15 protein-coding genes and 1 pseudogene are annotated in these 15,723 nt (G+C 59.2%); 12 read left to right on the forward strand and 4 right to left on the reverse strand.

What is annotated here, in order from left to right:
* From P7F28_RS28770 to P7F28_RS28780, 3 genes and pseudogenes are all read right to left on the reverse strand, one after another.
* A pseudogene (locus tag P7F28_RS28770) lies at positions 1-419 on the reverse strand (ABC transporter substrate-binding protein); the annotation flags it as partial.
* A gap of 34 nt (positions 420-453) precedes the next feature.
* Entirely contained in the window at positions 454-876 is a 423-nt protein-coding gene (locus P7F28_RS28775) for a c-type cytochrome (RefSeq protein WP_277188254.1), read from the reverse strand.
* Positions 877-961: 85 nt separating this feature from the next.
* Positions 962-2,770: a methanol/ethanol family PQQ-dependent dehydrogenase gene (locus tag P7F28_RS28780; RefSeq protein WP_368860382.1), complete on the reverse strand. Its 1,809-nt coding sequence runs from the start codon at positions 2,768-2,770 to the stop codon at positions 962-964.
* 420 nt (positions 2,771-3,190) lie between these two features.
* Here P7F28_RS28780 and P7F28_RS28785 point away from each other — a divergent pair, with 420 nt between their 5' ends.
* The 9 genes from P7F28_RS28785 to P7F28_RS28825 all read left to right on the forward strand — a co-directional run bounded on the left by P7F28_RS28785 (position 3,191) and on the right by P7F28_RS28825 (position 10,675).
* The gene (locus P7F28_RS28785; protein ID WP_277188255.1) at positions 3,191-3,559 is read left to right on the forward strand and encodes a 4a-hydroxytetrahydrobiopterin dehydratase; all 369 of its coding nucleotides are present in this window, start codon (positions 3,191-3,193) and stop codon (positions 3,557-3,559) included.
* 102 nt (positions 3,560-3,661) lie between these two features.
* Positions 3,662-4,693, forward strand: a complete 1,032-nt coding sequence (locus P7F28_RS28790) for a beta-ribofuranosylaminobenzene 5'-phosphate synthase family protein (protein ID WP_277188256.1) — start codon at positions 3,662-3,664, stop codon at positions 4,691-4,693.
* Positions 4,694-4,753: 60 nt separating this feature from the next.
* On the forward strand, positions 4,754-5,683 hold the full coding sequence (locus P7F28_RS28795; RefSeq protein ID WP_277188257.1) for an NAD(P)-dependent methylenetetrahydromethanopterin dehydrogenase: 930 nt from the start codon (positions 4,754-4,756) through the stop codon (positions 5,681-5,683).
* On the forward strand, positions 5,680-6,846 hold the full coding sequence (locus tag P7F28_RS28800) for an ATP-grasp domain-containing protein (protein WP_277188258.1): 1,167 nt from the start codon (positions 5,680-5,682) through the stop codon (positions 6,844-6,846). The genes P7F28_RS28795 and P7F28_RS28800 overlap by 4 nt, the downstream gene beginning before the upstream one ends.
* A 3-nt stretch (positions 6,847-6,849) precedes the next feature.
* Positions 6,850-7,845: a methenyltetrahydromethanopterin cyclohydrolase gene (gene mch, locus P7F28_RS28805; protein WP_277188259.1), complete on the forward strand. Its 996-nt coding sequence runs from the start codon at positions 6,850-6,852 to the stop codon at positions 7,843-7,845.
* A 1-nt stretch (position 7,846) separates the two neighbouring features.
* Complete coding sequence (locus P7F28_RS28810; RefSeq protein WP_277188260.1) at positions 7,847-8,773, forward strand: RimK family alpha-L-glutamate ligase; 927 nt, start codon at positions 7,847-7,849, stop codon at positions 8,771-8,773.
* Complete coding sequence (locus P7F28_RS28815; RefSeq protein WP_277188261.1) at positions 8,757-9,611, forward strand: triphosphoribosyl-dephospho-CoA synthase; 855 nt, start codon at positions 8,757-8,759, stop codon at positions 9,609-9,611. Before P7F28_RS28810 ends, P7F28_RS28815 begins: the two co-directional genes overlap by 17 nt.
* A gap of 88 nt (positions 9,612-9,699) precedes the next feature.
* Positions 9,700-10,209, forward strand: coding sequence for a formaldehyde-activating enzyme (fae, locus tag P7F28_RS28820; protein ID WP_277188262.1), 510 nt, complete (start codon positions 9,700-9,702; stop codon positions 10,207-10,209).
* A gap of 82 nt (positions 10,210-10,291) precedes the next feature.
* Entirely contained in the window at positions 10,292-10,675 is a 384-nt protein-coding gene (locus P7F28_RS28825) for a hypothetical protein (RefSeq protein WP_277188263.1), read from the forward strand.
* 22 nt (positions 10,676-10,697) lie between these two features.
* Here P7F28_RS28825 and P7F28_RS28830 read toward each other — a convergent pair whose 3' ends face one another.
* Positions 10,698-11,180, reverse strand: coding sequence for a dihydroneopterin aldolase (locus tag P7F28_RS28830; RefSeq protein ID WP_277188264.1), 483 nt, complete (start codon positions 11,178-11,180; stop codon positions 10,698-10,700).
* A 331-nt stretch (positions 11,181-11,511) separates the two neighbouring features.
* Here P7F28_RS28830 and P7F28_RS28835 point away from each other — a divergent pair, with 331 nt between their 5' ends.
* From P7F28_RS28835 to P7F28_RS28845, 3 genes are read left to right on the forward strand one after another with little or no spacing between them, the layout of a single operon-like run.
* Entirely contained in the window at positions 11,512-13,548 is a 2,037-nt protein-coding gene (locus tag P7F28_RS28835) for a sigma-54-dependent Fis family transcriptional regulator (RefSeq protein WP_277188265.1), read from the forward strand.
* On the forward strand, positions 13,545-14,144 hold the full coding sequence (locus tag P7F28_RS28840) for a flavoprotein (RefSeq protein WP_277188266.1): 600 nt from the start codon (positions 13,545-13,547) through the stop codon (positions 14,142-14,144). Before P7F28_RS28835 ends, P7F28_RS28840 begins: the two co-directional genes overlap by 4 nt.
* Positions 14,123-15,529 carry a DUF6513 domain-containing protein gene (locus P7F28_RS28845; protein ID WP_277188267.1) on the forward strand — a complete coding sequence of 469 codons (1,407 nt, stop codon included), beginning with the start codon at positions 14,123-14,125 and terminating at the stop codon, positions 15,527-15,529. Before P7F28_RS28840 ends, P7F28_RS28845 begins: the two co-directional genes overlap by 22 nt.
* Positions 15,530-15,723: the final 194 nt, after the last annotated feature.

The raw sequence follows: 15,723 nt of genomic DNA on the forward strand, positions 1-15,723 counted from the left end.
GGTTTGTTCGGAAACACCATTGCGTAAGTGGAATGCAGATAAGGTCGCGTGGTCGATGTCAGCTCATAACCCTTCGGCACGCCGATAATCAAATCGCACTTGAATTGCTCGGTATTGGGCACTTTTTCGCGCAAGGTGTTGCGCACGAATCCCATGCGCTGCGGCCAGTACGTGTACTCGACCTTGTAGCCAAAATCGCTCGCCATCTGCGCCGCGATCTTGTTTTCGAAGCCTTCGCCCTTGTTGTTCGACAGAGGCATGTTGTTCGGATCGGCGCATACGCGAAGCACGCCATCCGCGCCATCATTATTCGGCAGATTGGGCGGCGGTGCGCCCGTTCCCTGTCCCTGCGAGAGTTGCGACAAGAACAGCCCGCACAAGACGATCACGCAGCCAACCGAAGCATTACGATAAGACATCGGCACCTCCGGGTTGAATCGAGCGAAGACCTCTTTAATTGCTATCGATTGCGTGCAGGTCGCCCGGATTGATCTTGCCGTCGGAGCGCCCTTTGAGATACGCGAAGAGGTTCTCCCAATTCTTCTGCATCATCTGGCTCGTACTGAAGTCGGGCATGCCCTTATCGACGCGGCCGCCAAACACTGTCCGGTGAAATTCGTTCTTGTCGAGCGTCTTGAAAGCGTCGATCAGCGAGGGGCCGACCAGTCCTTCCTGCTTCGCGCCATGACAGCGTTCGCACGCCAGCGCGCGCCACGTACGCCAGCCTTGCAGCGTATCGTTGTCGACCTTGTTGCCATCGACGACCTTGTACGCGACCGGTTTCAATTGCGCAGGCATAGGAGGCGGCGTCTGTGCAAACGAAGCGGACGACGACGCAAGCGCCATCGCGAGCACCAGAAGTGATCGACCATTCATACACGTGACTCCATGAATATGTTTTATATGGATACTGCTGCGCGGCGGCCGTTGCAGCCGCCGCGCATCGAACTACATCGAAGCATCAACTCGGAATCGCGAAGATAAAGAGCGTGCCGCCCAGCGCCGTGTATTTGGCGAGTTCGCGGTATCCGCCCACTGCGCCCAGACCTTCGGTGGACTTTTCCAGACCGGCCGCCATGCCGATACCGGCCCAGCCGCCAATGCCCGAATACACGCCGATGAACTGCTTACCTTGATACTGATAAGTGAACACGTTGCCGATAATTCCCGAAGGAGTCTTGAATTTCCACAGCTCCTTGCCGTCCTTGATGCGCACGGCCTTGATATAGCCTTCGAGCGTGCCGTAGAACACTACGCCGCCCGCCGTTGCAAGCGCGCCGGACCACACCGAAAACTTCTCCGGCTTGGACCATACGATCTTGCCCTTCGACGCATCCCATGCGATGAAGTTACCCATCGCGCCGTTTTCGTTCGGGCCGGGGAACATCGACAGCGTCGCGCCCACGAACGGTTGTCCCGACACGTAATCGACCTGGAACGGTTCGTAATCCATACAAACGTGATTGGTCGGCACGAGAAACAGGCTCGAGTTCGGATCGTATGCGGCAGGCTGCTGATCCTTCGATCCGAGCGCCGCAGGACAAATGCCCTTTACGTTGTGATCGGGACCGGCCTTTTGCGTCGAATAACTCGCATTGCGGATCGGCAGGCCGCTCTTCACATCGACGCTGTCGGCCCAGTTCACCGCCGGGTCGTACTTCTGCGCCACGAGCAATTCACCGGTCTCACGATTGAGCGTATAGCCGAAACCATTACGATCGAAGTGAACGATGGCAGGCACCTTCTTGCCGCCAATATTGAGGTCCGAGAGAATCATCTCGTTGACGCCGTCATAGTCCCACTCGTCGTGAGGCGTCATTTGATAAACCCATTTCGCTTTGCCGGTGTTCAGGTCGCGCGCAAAGATGGTCATGGACCATTTGTTGTCGCCGGGGCGCTGGGTCGGATTCCATGTGCCCGGATTGCCCGAGCCGTAATACACAAGATTCAGCTTCGGATCCCACGCGTACCAGCCCCATGTGGTCCCGCCGCCGTACTTCCACTGATCGCCCTGCCAGCTCTTGAGCGATGAGTCGGCGCCGACCGGCACCATTTTTCCATCGGCCCAGGTCATGGTGGTTTGCGGATCGAATAACATTTCGTTATCCGGACCAACGCTATATGCCTTCCATGCTTCCTTGCCGTCCTTGATGTTGTAGGCAATCAGTCTGCCGCGCACACCGAATTCACCGCCGGAGATACCCGTGATGACCTTGTCGCCGAAAACGTGCGGCGCATTGGTGTTTGTTTCACCTTTCTTAGAATCGCCGTTTTGCGCGGACCAGACTACATCGCCGGTCTTGGCGTCGAGTGCGACGAGTTTTGTATCCGCCTGCTGGAGAAAGATCTTTCCGTCGCCATAAGCCAGACCGCGATTGACCGTGTCGCAGCACATGACGGAAATAACCGAATTGTCCTGCTTGGGCTGATATTGCCAGATGAAGGTCTGGTCCTTGAGATTGATGGCAATGACCTTGTTGGGGAACGGCGAGTGAATGTACATCGTATCGCCGATCACGAGCGGCGAACCTTCGTGGCCGCGTAGTACGCCGGTGGACATGGTCCACGCCACCTGTAGTTTGCCGACGTTGTTCTCGTTGATCTGCTTGAGCGTACTGTAGCGGTGATTCGAATAATCGCCCGCCTGCGCCGCCCAGTTAGACGGATTCTTGATCGCGGTGTCGAGTTGCGAATCGGCTTGTGCCATGAGTGAGTTAAGGCCCGCCGTCGCGACCACCGCCAGTCCAAGAACCAGGGTGCGTAAGTTCATGTCTCCTCCAGAATGATGATGCCTCCGACCCAGGGAATGACCACGCTACCTGGTGCATCGTGCGCGCCTTCTCAATGCGGGTAACGAGCAACGCTTCGCCCGATTCATTGCCGGGCTCTTGCGTACGGACGGCATTTGCATATTCCATGCCGGTTTAATACGTTCGTACGTGCGATGCGCTAAAAGCGGGATTTTCGCCCTTGACGCGATGCGTGCAATGGCGCACGAACGCTAAGCCGTGTCGGATGGCGACACATACTGTGTCAAATACGCGAATGTCTCTAGCGCGATGGAACGGTTAAAGGACGCTTTGGCTGACGCGTTGCAACATATCTTTATGTCGCCTGCGCGCTCTTAGCGACGAGCGCATACTGTGTCGCATGCGAATCACTTTGCTTAAACGCCCAAGGAGAATATGTGATGGCCGAGAAAGTTTATTCAGAAGACGAAGTGCGCGCCAAGCTGACCGGCCCGCTAAAACACTGGTATCTGGAGGATGGATGGCTGCGACGCAAGTATAAAACCGAAGGCTGGAAAGGCACGTTAATGGTGGTGAATACGGTGGGCCATCTGGCCGAAGCCGCGTGGCATCACCCTGATTTAACGGTCTCGTATGCGTTCGTGGTGGTCAAGCTAAGCACGCACTCCGCTAAAGGCATTACGGATAAAGACTTTGCGCTTGCGTCGAAGATCGAGGAAGTGGTGCATTGGCAGCCGGGTCTGGAAGACGGTCCTTTGGACGGCACGCCTTCGGACGATCAGCGCTTCCGCTATATCAAATACGACTAAATACGACTCAAGTCGCGCTAAAGGCATCGCTCGTTTTAAAACGCTTGGTATAACTTTTGCCTAGCAAGAAAAACGAAAACATCAGCCGAAGGATTCCGAGCGATGCCGACCACGACCGCACGCCTCACGCTGCCTCCGGCAATTACTCTCTCGACATCGTCGCGCCTGCATCTCGGCTTCATCGATCCAAACGGTTCGCTGGGGCGCGTATTTGGCAGCGTGGGCGTATCGATCGATGGGCACGATACGCGCATCACGGTGAGGCGCACGCATCAACATCCGCGTATCGATGGCGCGAAGACGGATGCGCAACGCGAGCGCATCGTGCGATATATTGCGCAACTGCAAGCCGCATTTAACGTCGCTCAGCAAGTCGATATCGAACTGCATGAGACGCCGCGCGCGCATACCGGTTTAGGCTCCGGCACTCAGTTAGCCTTAGCGATCGGCACGGCTTTTACGCGCTTGGCAGGCATTGAAGCGAGTACGCCGGATATCGCCAGAATCCTCGAACGCGGCGCGCGCTCCGGCATCGGCATACACGGTTTCGATCATGGCGGATTGATCGTCGATGGCGGCCGCAGCATTCAACACGCGGGACGCGGCACACCGCCGCTGCTCGCAAGACAAGCCTTTCCCGAAAACTGGCGCGTACTGCTGATCGACGACATCTCGCGCGAAGGACTGCACGGCGATGAAGAACGTCGCGGCCTCGCCTCACTCAAGCCCTTTCCTGCCACGCTTGCCGCGCATCTCAGCCATCTCGTGCTGATGCGCATGCTTCCCGCCGTCGCCGAAGCGGATTTCGCCGTATTCGCCGATGCCGTCAGCGATATGCAGCAGACCATCGGCGAATATTTCGCGCCGGTGCAAGGCGGCGTGTTCGCGAGTCCCGCCGTGGCGCGCGCATTGGAAGCGGTTGGCGCCGAGCGAAAAGCGGGTATTGGGCAAACGTCGTGGGGACCGGTCGGTTTCGCATTCCTCGAAAGTGCTCAGGAGGCCGAACTTGCGCTCGACACCGCGCGACGTGTTTCGGCAGGCGCGCCACTCGCGTTTTCCATCGCAAGCGGGCGCAATCGCGGCGCAACGTGGCGCGCGGCGGAACATCGACATCACGGTGCGGATGCGGCCTGAATCACGCGCATTCGCATCAGACGCTTTCCTTCGACTTCAAATCGCCGAGAGTTGATCGCCATGCCCGAAGCCACCGAAAGACCGTACGTGCTGCATATGTTCACCAGCACGCCGCAAATGAGCCCCTTCGACGTAAATATGGCCGCCGACGCGGGTTATCAGATTCTGGTGCCGTATTGCGGTGTCGATGAAGACAAGGTCGTGCAGCTTACGCAAGATGCGATTTTTTCGCGCGGACCAAAGGGCGTCTCGCGCACGGGCATTTTTATCGGCGGACGCGATGTAATGCAGGCCGCCGACATGTTGGAACGCGCACGCAACGCAATGGTGCCGCCGTTCGAAGTCTCCGTGTTTACCGATCCAAGCGGCGCTTATACCACCGCCGCCGCGTTGGTCGCGCTCGCAGAAAAGCACTTGAAAAAGGCGCATAACGTCGATTTCGGCGGCAAGCGCGTGTTGATTCTCGGCGGCACCGGCGCAGTGGGACGCGTGGCCGCGGCGATGGTCGCATCGCTCGGCGCGGTGGTGTCGGTTGCGAGTCATTCGAGCCATTCGCGCGCCACGCAAGTCAGTGACGAAATCAACCGACGTTTCGATATCGCGACCTCAGGCGTTGCAACGGGCACGCCCGAGCAATTGCATCGGGAACTCGCGCATGCGGAAGTGGTGTTCGCCACGGCCGTTGCAGGCGCGCAAGTGATGAGCACCGCCGATCTTGCGCACGCAAAGCATCTGTTGATCGCCGCCGATGTCAACGCCGTGCCGCCCGAAGGCATCGCCGGTGTCAACGTAATGGACGATGGCAAGCCGCTTGCAGGCGCGGCGCGCGCGGATGCCATCGGCATCGGCGCGCTGGCGATCGGCAACGTGAAGTATCAGACCGAGCATCGGCTGTTCGTGCGCATGCGCACCGGCGGAAAGCCCGTTTATCTGGGCTTTCCCGAAGCATTCGATGAAGCTCGCGCCATCGTTGCAGGCCAGGGCGCATGATGCACGACACCGACTCGCGCGCGCCGCGTGTGGCCGTCGCGGGCTTATCCGCGCGGCTGCTGGCGCAATCCGCCGCGCGCGCGGGTTTCGATGTGGTTGCGCTCGATATCTTCGGCGATCGCGATACACGTGAGGCCGCGGCTATGTGGTTCGACATCGGCGGGAACGGATTATCGATCGATCGTGCCCGGCTTTACGAAGCGCTCGAAAGTGCAGCGCGTTTGCCGCGCATGCTGGGTCTTGTCGTTACGAGCGGGCTGGAATCGATGACCGGTGAACTGAGCCGCGCGCCGCGTGTGCCGCGCTTTATCGGTAATGGCGCGCAGTCGCAGGCGGTACGTGATCCACGCCGCTTTTTCGCCTTGCTCGATGAAGCCGAAATCGCGCATCCCGAAGTGTGCTTTATCGCGCCTGCGGTTCGCAGCGGCTGGCTGGTGAAGCGCGCGGATGGATGCGGCGGCACGCATATCGAACGATTCGAGAACGCGCGCAATGTCAGCGAAAACGCCTATTTTCAGCGGCTCGCGCAAGGTCGTTCGTACTCCGCGTTATTTCTTGCGGCGCATCGTGAGGTATGCGTGGTCGGCTTCGCGGAACAATTAAGCGTGCAGGCGGGTGACTTGCCGTTCGTGCATGCAGGCTCAATCGGTCCCGTCGATTTGCCGGCGCGCGCGGCTGAACGTATCGGCAGGGCGATCGAGCATATTGTGTGGAAAACCGATCTCACGGGTCTGAACAGTATCGACTTTTTGCTCGATGGCGAGAGCGTCAGCGTGCTTGAAATCAACACGCGCCCGTCATCGACGATGGCGTTGTACGAAGCCGCATGGCCCGATATCTGGCCGCGCGGTTTGATCGGCGCACATCTCGATGCCTGTTTGCACGGTGTTTTACCGCAAGCGCTTCACACAGCGATGCAAACGCCGCCAATACGCGCAGGCCAGCGCATCGTGTTCTCACCTACGAGCTTCACCGTGTCGCGCACCTTCAGCGACGCCTGTTTTAACGATCCGAATTGCCACGACGTGCCGATCGCGGGCGCGCGTATCGAAGCGGGTTGTCCGGTTTGCACGGTAAGCGCAACCGCATCGACGATCGACGCGCTGCGCTTGAAACTGGATGATGAACATGTGAATCTTCTGCAACGCATCGAAGCGGGTTAGCTTATGACTTCTGTTACGCCAATCAGCGTCAATGCATCGAGCGAAAAACTCGTCGCACGTCTTGTCGATCATGCCGCGCGGCTGAATGTGCAGATCGCGCGCACGGATGCAGGCACCGTTATCGTCGATGCGGGCGTCGATGCACTCGGCAGCGCCGATGCGGGCCTCCTAATCGCGCGTATCTGCATGGGTGGACTTGGGCGTGTGACGCGGCGCACCACGCTCGAACACGCACCGCTGTGGCCGACCTGCATCGACGTGCAGACATCCAATCCCGTGCTTGCTTGTCTGGGTAGTCAGTACGCCGGATGGAGTTTGTCCGCGACGAAAGAGCAAACTGGCGGCAAGAAGTTTTTCTCACTCGGCTCGGGACCGGCGCGTGCGCTCGCGGTCAAAGAGCCGCTTTTTACTGAGCTAAGCTATCGCGATCATCACGATCGCGGCGCGTTAGTCATGGAAGTGGACCGTTTGCCGCCGCAGATCGTTATCGACAAAGTGTTGAATGATTGCGGTCTTGCGCCCGACAAGCTCACTATCGCGGTCACGCCGACACAGTCGATCGCGGGCACCGTGCAAATCGTGGCGCGCGTAGTGGAAGTAGCGTTGCACAAGACGCATGTGCTGGGTGTGGCGCTCGACGAGATTATCGAAGGCAGCGGCAGCGCCCCGCTTCCGCCGCCTGCGCCGGACGGCATACAGGCAATGGGCCGCACCAACGATGCCATCCTCTACGGTGGCCGCGTGCATCTCACCGTCAAGCGCGATGCCACTGCGAAGCGCCTCGCAGCCGAACTGCCTTCATCGAACGCGCGCGATTATGGCCGCCCGTTCGCGGAGATTTTTACTTCGTTTAACTACGACTTTTATCAGATCGATGCCGCGTTATTTGCGCCAGCGGAAGTGTGGGTATCGAGTCTGGAAAGTGGCATGACGTATCACGGCGGCGCTGTAAATAAAGACCTGCTCGATACACAATGGCTCGCCAACGGAGACGCCTGATATGACGCGCGTGGCCATCATGACTGATGAAACCGGCTGGCACACCGGACGGCTGAAAAAAGCCTTCCGCGCGCGCGGCGTGGACGCGCGTTGCGTCGATCTCGCGCAATGCCGGATCGATACGACATGGAAGCCGCATGGTCTCGCCATTCCCGGTTTCGGCCACACCTTGCCGGATGCGGTGTTCGTGCGCGGCATCGCGGGCGGCACGTTCGAACAGGTGACGCTGAGGCTCGGCATTCTGCACGCGCTGCGCGAAAGCGGCATCCCTGTTTATAACGATGCACGCGCCATAGAACGCAGCGTCGATAAGTCCATGACGAGCTTTCTGCTCAATCGATACGGCGTGCCCACGCCCGCGACATGGGCGTGCGAATCGGCAGCGTTCGCGCGGCGCGTGTTGATGCGTGAAGCGGCGGCGAAACGCGAAGTGGTGGTGAAACCACTGTTCGGATCGCAGGGAAAAGGCCTTGAAAAGCCGGGCGTCGCGTTGCCCACGCTTAAGCCCTTCAACGAAGTGGCCTATTTACAGCGTTATATCGATGCAGGCAGCCCCGGTTTCGACTGGCGCGTGCTTGTCATCGGCGGCCGCGCTGTGGCCGCGATGAAGCGCGTAGGTGGCGATGGCTGGATTCACAATTTCGCGCGCGGCGCACGATGCGAGCCTGCGGAAATCACGCCCACGCTTGCGGATATCGCGGTGCGTGCAACGCATGCGTTAGGGCTGGATTACGCGGGCGTCGATCTGATTCCATCCGATCACGCGCGCCCGCTTGTGCTCGAAGTGAATGGCGTGGCGGCATGGCGCGGTTTGCAATCAGTTACGCCGATGGATATCGCCACGTTGCTTGTGAACGATCTGCTGGACCGCACACTCGCGGCATCGGCACAAGCGCTTTCCGTGGTCGGCAATGGCCCTGCACGCTGATATCGACGCCCGCGCGATGTTCCTGCGCGCATGCGCCCTCGACGTCGAAACCATCAAGCCGGGCAACGTGAGCGTCACGAGCGCGGGGCACGGTATGCACGCGGCACAGTTCATCGCGAGCGCGAATGCTGCCGCCATGGGCCTTTTCGCACCACACGCACGCGTCGGACAACGCATTCTCGATGCCGTGCGCGCCACGCTGAATGCCGTGCGTTGCAACACGAATCTCGGCATCGTGCTGCTATGCGCGCCCTTGTGCGCTGCCCTCGAACACGTCAGCACCGATGCACACGACTGGCCGCACGCCACGCGCGCCGCGCTCTCGGCGCTCGACATCGACGACGCACGCCTCGCGTACGAAGCCATCGCGCTTGCCAATCCCGGCGGCCTGGGCGATGCGCCCGAGCAAAACGTGCACGCGCCACCGACCGTCGATCTGCGCACAGCCATGACGCTCGCCGCCGATCGCGACAGCATCGCGCTTCAGTATGCAAACGGCTTCGCGGATGTCTTCGATATGGCGCAGCGCATCGAACCATCGAACGAAACACAGGCCATGTTCGATACCTTCCTGACTTTCCTCTGCACGTGGCCCGATTCGCACATAGTGCGCAAACACGGCGCGGCGATGGCGCAAAGTGTCACGCAGGAAGCGCTTAACTATCTGCCGCGCGCCCAGAACATTCCATCGCCCGAACTCATGCAATGGGACGCGGCGCTCAAGGCGCGCGGCATCAATCCGGGCACGAGCGCGGATTTATCGGTCGCTACGCTTTTCGTTGCACTCGTCATGCATCAAACGCGCCGGATGAACAAAAAGTGGCACGGAACCTGTTAGTCACTTCGCGCTTCTGCGTCCCTTTTTTTCGTCGATGCGCGCGCTGAGCGCCGCGAGTCCTGAGAACCACATTCATTGGAGGAACAGCATGGCCAAGATCAACCGCGTCCTGGTAGGTGAGTCGCTGGTCGGCGACGGTAACGAGGTCGCGCATATCGACTTGATCATCGGACCGCGAGGCTCCGCCGCCGAAACCGCCTTCTGCAACGCTCTGACCAATAATAAGGACGGCTTCACATCGCTATTGGCCGTGGTCGCGCCGAATCTGGCGACCAAGCCGAATACCATCCTCTTCAACAAAGTCACGATAAAAGGCGCAAAGCAAGCCGTGCAGATGTTTGGTCCTGCGCAACGCGCGGTAGCGATGGCGGTAGCCGACAGCGTGGAATCAGGCATCATTCCCGCCGATGAAGCCGACGATGTGTTTATCTGCGTGGGCGTGTTCATCCACTGGGAAGCGGACGACGACCAGAAGATCCACGACTACAATTATCAGGCTACCAAAGAGTCGATCCAGCGCGCCATTGAAGGTACGCCGACTGCGCAGGACGTGGTGGCGAAGAAGGGCAGCATGTCGCATCCGTTCTCGCCGAAGTGATGCGATGCGTGCCGGCATGGCTTCATGACATCATGGCCATGCCGGATGCCTTAAAAACAGCATTAAAACGAGGTCCATCGCAATGACCCTACGTTGCCGCGCGTCGATGTTATGCGCTTGTCTATCGCTCGTTTCGACGTTTGCGTTCGGTGCGCCCGCGCAAGGCCACGACTATCCGACCGAAGGCCGCGTCGAGTACGTGTTGGGCTGCATGGACGACAACGGGCACGACTTCGCCAACGTCTATAAATGCTCGTGCGCCATCGACAAGATCGCGCAGACGCTCAGCTACGATGACTTCGTCGAGCAGTCTACATTCTCGAAGTACGCCACGCTCGGCGGCGAAGGCGGCGCGGAGTTTCGCGTGGATCGCGCGAAGGCGCAAACGAAGAAATTCCGCGAATTGCAGAAGGATGCGTTCAAGGCTTGCGGTATCGGACAACAGGCGGCGGCTGCGCCTAAGTGACGTCTGCATCTGAGCGCGTCAATCATTCCGGGCAATAACCTTTGCCGATCCACGCGAGGCTGACCGAACTCGTCGCAGGCTTGTCTGCACGGCGTCGTTCGATCCGCCGTTCGATCATTACGCCAACGGCATCCACGTCCGGAAATTTCGCGGGCTTGGCGAGCGTCACGCGCACCCAATGCGCGCCAAAATCCGCAATCACCAGTTGTGCGATCCGTTCTGCAAGCGCTTCAAGTAATTGCAATCGATGCGTGTCCAGCAGCTTCAGAATAGCTTCTCGCACCGCAGCATAATTCACGGTGTCGCTTATTTCATCGGTTATGCAGGCGCGAATGGATGGAACGCCGATCGCCAGATCGAGCCGCACAGGCTGCGGATCATGCAGTTCACTCTTGTCGATGCCGATAATCGTCCGCCCCGTCAATCCTTCGATATACACGATATCCAGCACCACATTCGTGTGCACTGCATCAACCGCCGCGCGGATCGGTTCGGATCGTCCCATATATTCTCCTTGCGAATTTCGACTGACCATTGCTGCGCATGCACCAAGATCGTTCATGCGGATTAAGCAAAAATCGCGCGCAGCACGCTGTCTCTATGCGACTACTGATTGAACCTGCGCGCCATCGGATGTACAGTTTTTGCAATCGGGACAGATTGCTCTTTTTCTATGCGTTCGTTCCAGGTTGTCCCGATTTCGAGGCGCGCATAAAACAAGAAGTACGGTACTGAGAGCCGCAACGCTATGCGGACCATACAACAGATTCAGCGTCGGTCGGGCGTGCGGCAGGACGAGCACGCAGCGCACACGAACGCATCGGAGACACGCCCCCATGTCGTTGCTTGCTGACGTAGATACGCATGTCCGGGAAGTGCTGAATATCGTCGCCAATCCGCTGGCCGCACGCCGCGCCAGCGATTCCGTCGCGCAGTCGTGGCTACGTTGCCTCACCGAATTCCAGCTCGATCCCGCGCGCTTCGTTATGCCGCCCGTGCTGACGCAACGCGAACTCACAGAGCGCCGCGAAGCCACGAGCGATCTCATCGCGTGTTCGAAGCTGGAAATGACCACGCTCTATCAACAGCTCGCGGACCCTGAACTTGCCGTCGTGCTCGTCGATGCGGACGGCGTGATCGTGCATCAGGTGTCGTCGGTGCCGTTCGGCGAAGCAGTCGCCGCCGATGGCCTGCGCGTGGGCGCGCTATGGAGCGAACGCGAAGCCGGCACCAATGGCATGGGCACATGTCTGATCGAGCGCGATTGCATCGCCGTATGTCAGCACGAACACTTCTATCCGCGCTATACGTCGCTTACCTGCACCGCTGCGCCGATCTTCGACGAACGCGGCGAAGTGGTCGGCGTGCTCGACGTCACGAGCCGCTCGAAGCTCTTGCAGCAGCACTCGCTGGTGCTGGTCGGCATGTCGCGGCAGATGATCGAAAACCGTTTGATCGATGCGCGTTACAGGCACGCGAACCTAATTCATTTCCATAGCCGTCCTGAATTTGTCGGCACGCTGCACGCAGGAAAGCTCGCCGTCAGTGACGATGGCGTGGTGCTCGCCGCTAGCCGCAGCGCGTTGTTCCAGCTCGATCTGCGCTCGCCTGCCGAGTTATGCGGAAAACGCATTGAAGAAGCGTTCAATGCCACATTGGAAGATATGATCGCGCGCAGCATTCGTGGCTCGTTTCATCCGGTCACGGTGTATAGCGCGAAGGCCAACAGTCGCTTTTTTCTCACGGCTCAAACGCCGCGCGAAGCAAGCAGCGGTGCGCGCCGCATTCTGCTGAACGACCCGAATACGTCCATTACACGCACGAAAAAAGCGCCTTCATCCGATACAGCGAGTGCTGGCCGACTCGACAAACTCGCGCACCTGGAATTCGGCGATCCGCGCATGGCTTCGCAAATTCAACTCGCGGCGCGTGTGATTCAGCGCAAGATTCCGATCATTCTGCGCGGGCAGACGGGCACGGGAAAAGAAGTCTTTGCGAACGCTTTGCACAGCATCAGTCCCAACGGCACAGGACCGTTCGTCGCGGTGAATTGCGCATCGCTGCCGGAGAATCTGATCGAGAGCGAGTTGTTCGGTTATCGCGCGGGCGCGTTCACGGGCGCGCAGCGCGAAGGACGTCGGGGCAAGATCGTGCAGGCGAACAGCGGCACCTTGTTTCTCGATGAAATCGGCGATATGCCAATGGCCCTGCAAGCGCGTCTTCTGCGCGTACTCGAAGAACACGAGGTGACGCCGCTCGGCGCGGAAACTACGGTAAAAGTGGACTTCCAGTTGATCAGCGCGAGTCACCGCAATCTGATCGAACTGGTGCAGACCGGTACATTCCGCGAGGACTTGTACTATCGGCTGAACGGGATCGAAATCAATTTGCCGCCGCTGCGTGAACGCGCCGACATACTCGCATTGATCGCGCATATTCTCGAAAGCGAAACCGACGATCCGCCCACGCTCAGTCAGGAAGCACGGCAAGCTTTGCTCTCTTACGCATGGCCCGGCAATATTCGGCAGTTGCGTCATGTGCTGCAAATGGCGATTGCGTTATGCGATGGTCCTGAGATTCGTTGTGCGCATCTGCCAGCGGAAATCGCCAGTGGTGCGCCGCCTGTTATGCAATCGTCCGCACGCCTAACGAATGCAAACGCAGCGCCGCTCGCCGATGACGTCGATATCTCTTCGCTCAACGCGATCCAGGTCAAAGAGCGCGAGACCGTGCTGCAATTGCTCGATGAGCATCGCTGGAACGTGAGCAATGTCGCCAAGGTCTTGAGCATCAGCCGCAATACGCTGTATCGCAAGATGCATCGATTGCAGATTCGCCTGTCGCACGATCCATCCACGACTACCGACGCATGACGCAAGCCACGCCTGTTCGCAAGCTCGACGAGTTCAGGCCCGATGCGCGATTCGCGTGGTGCGTGACAGGCTCAGGTCATATGCTGGAAGAATCGATTGCGCTCGCGCTGCGTTTGCCGGGCGTCGATCTGTTTCTCTCGGCAGCGGGCGAAGAAGTCTTGCCGCTCTACGGCTGGCCAGTGCCGAAATTGCGCGAACACTTCAAGGTCATCCGCGATAACACCGCGAGCAGCGTGCCCGTCGGCATGCTGTACAGCGGCGACTATCACACAGTCGTGATCGCACCGGCGACCAGCAATACCGTGGCCAAATGCGCGTTCGGCATTTCGGACACCTTGCCTACCAACCTCTATGCGCAGGCCGGCAAGCAATGTGTGCCGGGCATCGTCTTTGCATGCGATACCGCGCCCGTCGTCGTCACGCAGGCCCCTAAAGAATGGGTCGAACTTCGGCCGCGTGCAATCGAGTTCGAAAACGTCGAACGGCTGGCGCGCTTTGCGCACACCACGGTAGCCCGCTCGCTCGATGAACTCGAAGCCGCGCTCGATCAACGGCTCGCGGAACGGAAGCTCGCATGGAACATATCGTCTTCCTGACCGGACGGCTCGCGCAAATCAGCTTGCAGCAAGTGCTCGAAAGCATCGCGCCTGCTGCAGTGCGCGCGCCTTTCACGTGGGAAGTGCGCGAGATCGGCTTGCAGGTCGCCGGTTTGATGACCGCCGATATGATCCGTCGACGCGTTGCGCCACCGCTTACCGAAGGCACCAGCCGCGTGATCGTGCCGGGCCGCTGCCGTGGCGATCTCGATGCGCTCACTGCTCACTATGGCGTCAAAGTCGAACGCGGTCCCGAGGAAGTAAAAGACCTGCCGCAGTTTTTCGGACGCGAGGCGAAACACGTGGATCTGACGCGCTACGAAACGGAAATCTTCGCGGAAATAGTCGATGCGCCGCGTCTCGATCTCGATGGCATCGCGGCGCGCGCGCAAGCGTATAAGCGCCAGGGCGCGGATGTCATCGATATCGGTTGCCTGCCGTCGACGCCGTTTCCGCATCTGGAAGATGCGGTGGTGATGCTGAAGGCGCAGGGGTATCGCGTGAGTGTGGATTCGATGCAGACCGACGAGTTGTTGCGCGGCGGACGTGCGGGCGCGGACTATGTCATGAGCCTGAACATCGATACATTATGGATGACGAACGAAATATCATCGGCACCGATTCTCGTGCCCCGTGAGCCTGCCGATATGGCATCGCTCGATGAAGCAATCGACATCATGCTCAAGCGAGACCGCCCTTTTCTCGCCGATCCCATTCTCGATCCGATTCCCTTCGGTCTGGCGAAGTCGATTGCACGTTATGTCTCGTTGCGCGAACGCTATGCGGATATCGCGATCATGATGGGCGTGGGCAACGTCACCGAACTGACCGAAGCGGATACCACCGGCATCAACGCGGTGCTGTTCGGCATGGCGGCGGAACTGCGCATTGCGGCGGTGCTGACGACATCGGTGAGTCTGCATGCGCGCCGCGCGGTGCGTGAAGCGGACGTGGCGCGTCGCGTGATGTATGCGGCGCGCGAATCGCAGAGCTTGCCTAAAGGCATTTCTAGCGAGTTATCCGCACTGCATGCCAAACGCCCTTTTCCCTACGATGCCGCTGAAATCGGCGCATTCGCCGCTGCCGTTCGCGATCCTAATTTTCGCGTGCAAGTGTCAACGCAAGGCATACACGTCTATAACCGTGATGGCCATCACGTAGCGGCCGATCCGTTCGCGCTATATCCAAAGCTCGCGGTGGAAAGCGATGGCGGACATGCGTTCTATCTCGGCGTGCAGTTGGCGCGCGCGGAGATCGCGTGGCAGCTTGGCAAGCGCTTCGATCAGGATCAGCCGCTCGATTGGGGATGCGAGGTGGATCGGCCGGAAGAAGATTTGAGCGCATGGCATGCGCCGGGGGCGACGAAGAAGAAGCCTGTTATTTGAATCGGCATGGGACGGTTCTGATTAGGCCGTTCGGCCTAGTGTTCGGATCGATTGAAACCGTCTAGCATGGCTTGACTGTGTTTAGTCATACGGAGGGAGATATGCATACAGTCAAGCTTTGTGATTTTCAAGCTAACTTTGAACAACTTCTTAAGATGGCGCGGGATGGCGAAACGATCGTTATCGACGACGAT

Source organism: Caballeronia sp. BR00000012568055, from assembly GCF_029439455.1.
In the GTDB taxonomy this organism is placed as follows: domain Bacteria; phylum Pseudomonadota; class Gammaproteobacteria; order Burkholderiales; family Burkholderiaceae; genus Caballeronia.

What these genes read in the sequence shown, in the direction of transcription:
- P7F28_RS28775 (WP_277188254.1), bottom strand. Translation starts at nt 876, where the DNA reads ATGAATGGTCGATCACTTCTGGTGCTCGCGATGGCGCTTGCGTCGTCG.
- P7F28_RS28780 (WP_368860382.1), bottom strand. Translation starts at nt 2,770, where the DNA reads ATGAACTTACGCACCCTGGTTCTTGGACTGGCGGTGGTCGCGACGGCG.
- P7F28_RS28785 (WP_277188255.1), top strand. Translation starts at nt 3,191, where the DNA reads ATGGCCGAGAAAGTTTATTCAGAAGACGAAGTGCGCGCCAAGCTGACC.
- P7F28_RS28790 (WP_277188256.1), top strand. Translation starts at nt 3,662, where the DNA reads ATGCCGACCACGACCGCACGCCTCACGCTGCCTCCGGCAATTACTCTC.
- P7F28_RS28795 (WP_277188257.1), top strand. Translation starts at nt 4,754, where the DNA reads ATGCCCGAAGCCACCGAAAGACCGTACGTGCTGCATATGTTCACCAGC.
- P7F28_RS28800 (WP_277188258.1), top strand. Translation starts at nt 5,680, where the DNA reads ATGATGCACGACACCGACTCGCGCGCGCCGCGTGTGGCCGTCGCGGGC.
- mch (WP_277188259.1), top strand. Translation starts at nt 6,850, where the DNA reads ATGACTTCTGTTACGCCAATCAGCGTCAATGCATCGAGCGAAAAACTC.
- P7F28_RS28810 (WP_277188260.1), top strand. Translation starts at nt 7,847, where the DNA reads ATGACGCGCGTGGCCATCATGACTGATGAAACCGGCTGGCACACCGGA.
- P7F28_RS28815 (WP_277188261.1), top strand. Translation starts at nt 8,757, where the DNA reads ATGGCCCTGCACGCTGATATCGACGCCCGCGCGATGTTCCTGCGCGCA.
- fae (WP_277188262.1), top strand. Translation starts at nt 9,700, where the DNA reads ATGGCCAAGATCAACCGCGTCCTGGTAGGTGAGTCGCTGGTCGGCGAC.
- P7F28_RS28825 (WP_277188263.1), top strand. Translation starts at nt 10,292, where the DNA reads ATGACCCTACGTTGCCGCGCGTCGATGTTATGCGCTTGTCTATCGCTC.
- P7F28_RS28830 (WP_277188264.1), bottom strand. Translation starts at nt 11,180, where the DNA reads ATGGGACGATCCGAACCGATCCGCGCGGCGGTTGATGCAGTGCACACG.
- P7F28_RS28835 (WP_277188265.1), top strand. Translation starts at nt 11,512, where the DNA reads ATGTCGTTGCTTGCTGACGTAGATACGCATGTCCGGGAAGTGCTGAAT.
- P7F28_RS28840 (WP_277188266.1), top strand. Translation starts at nt 13,545, where the DNA reads ATGACGCAAGCCACGCCTGTTCGCAAGCTCGACGAGTTCAGGCCCGAT.
- P7F28_RS28845 (WP_277188267.1), top strand. Translation starts at nt 14,123, where the DNA reads ATGGAACATATCGTCTTCCTGACCGGACGGCTCGCGCAAATCAGCTTG.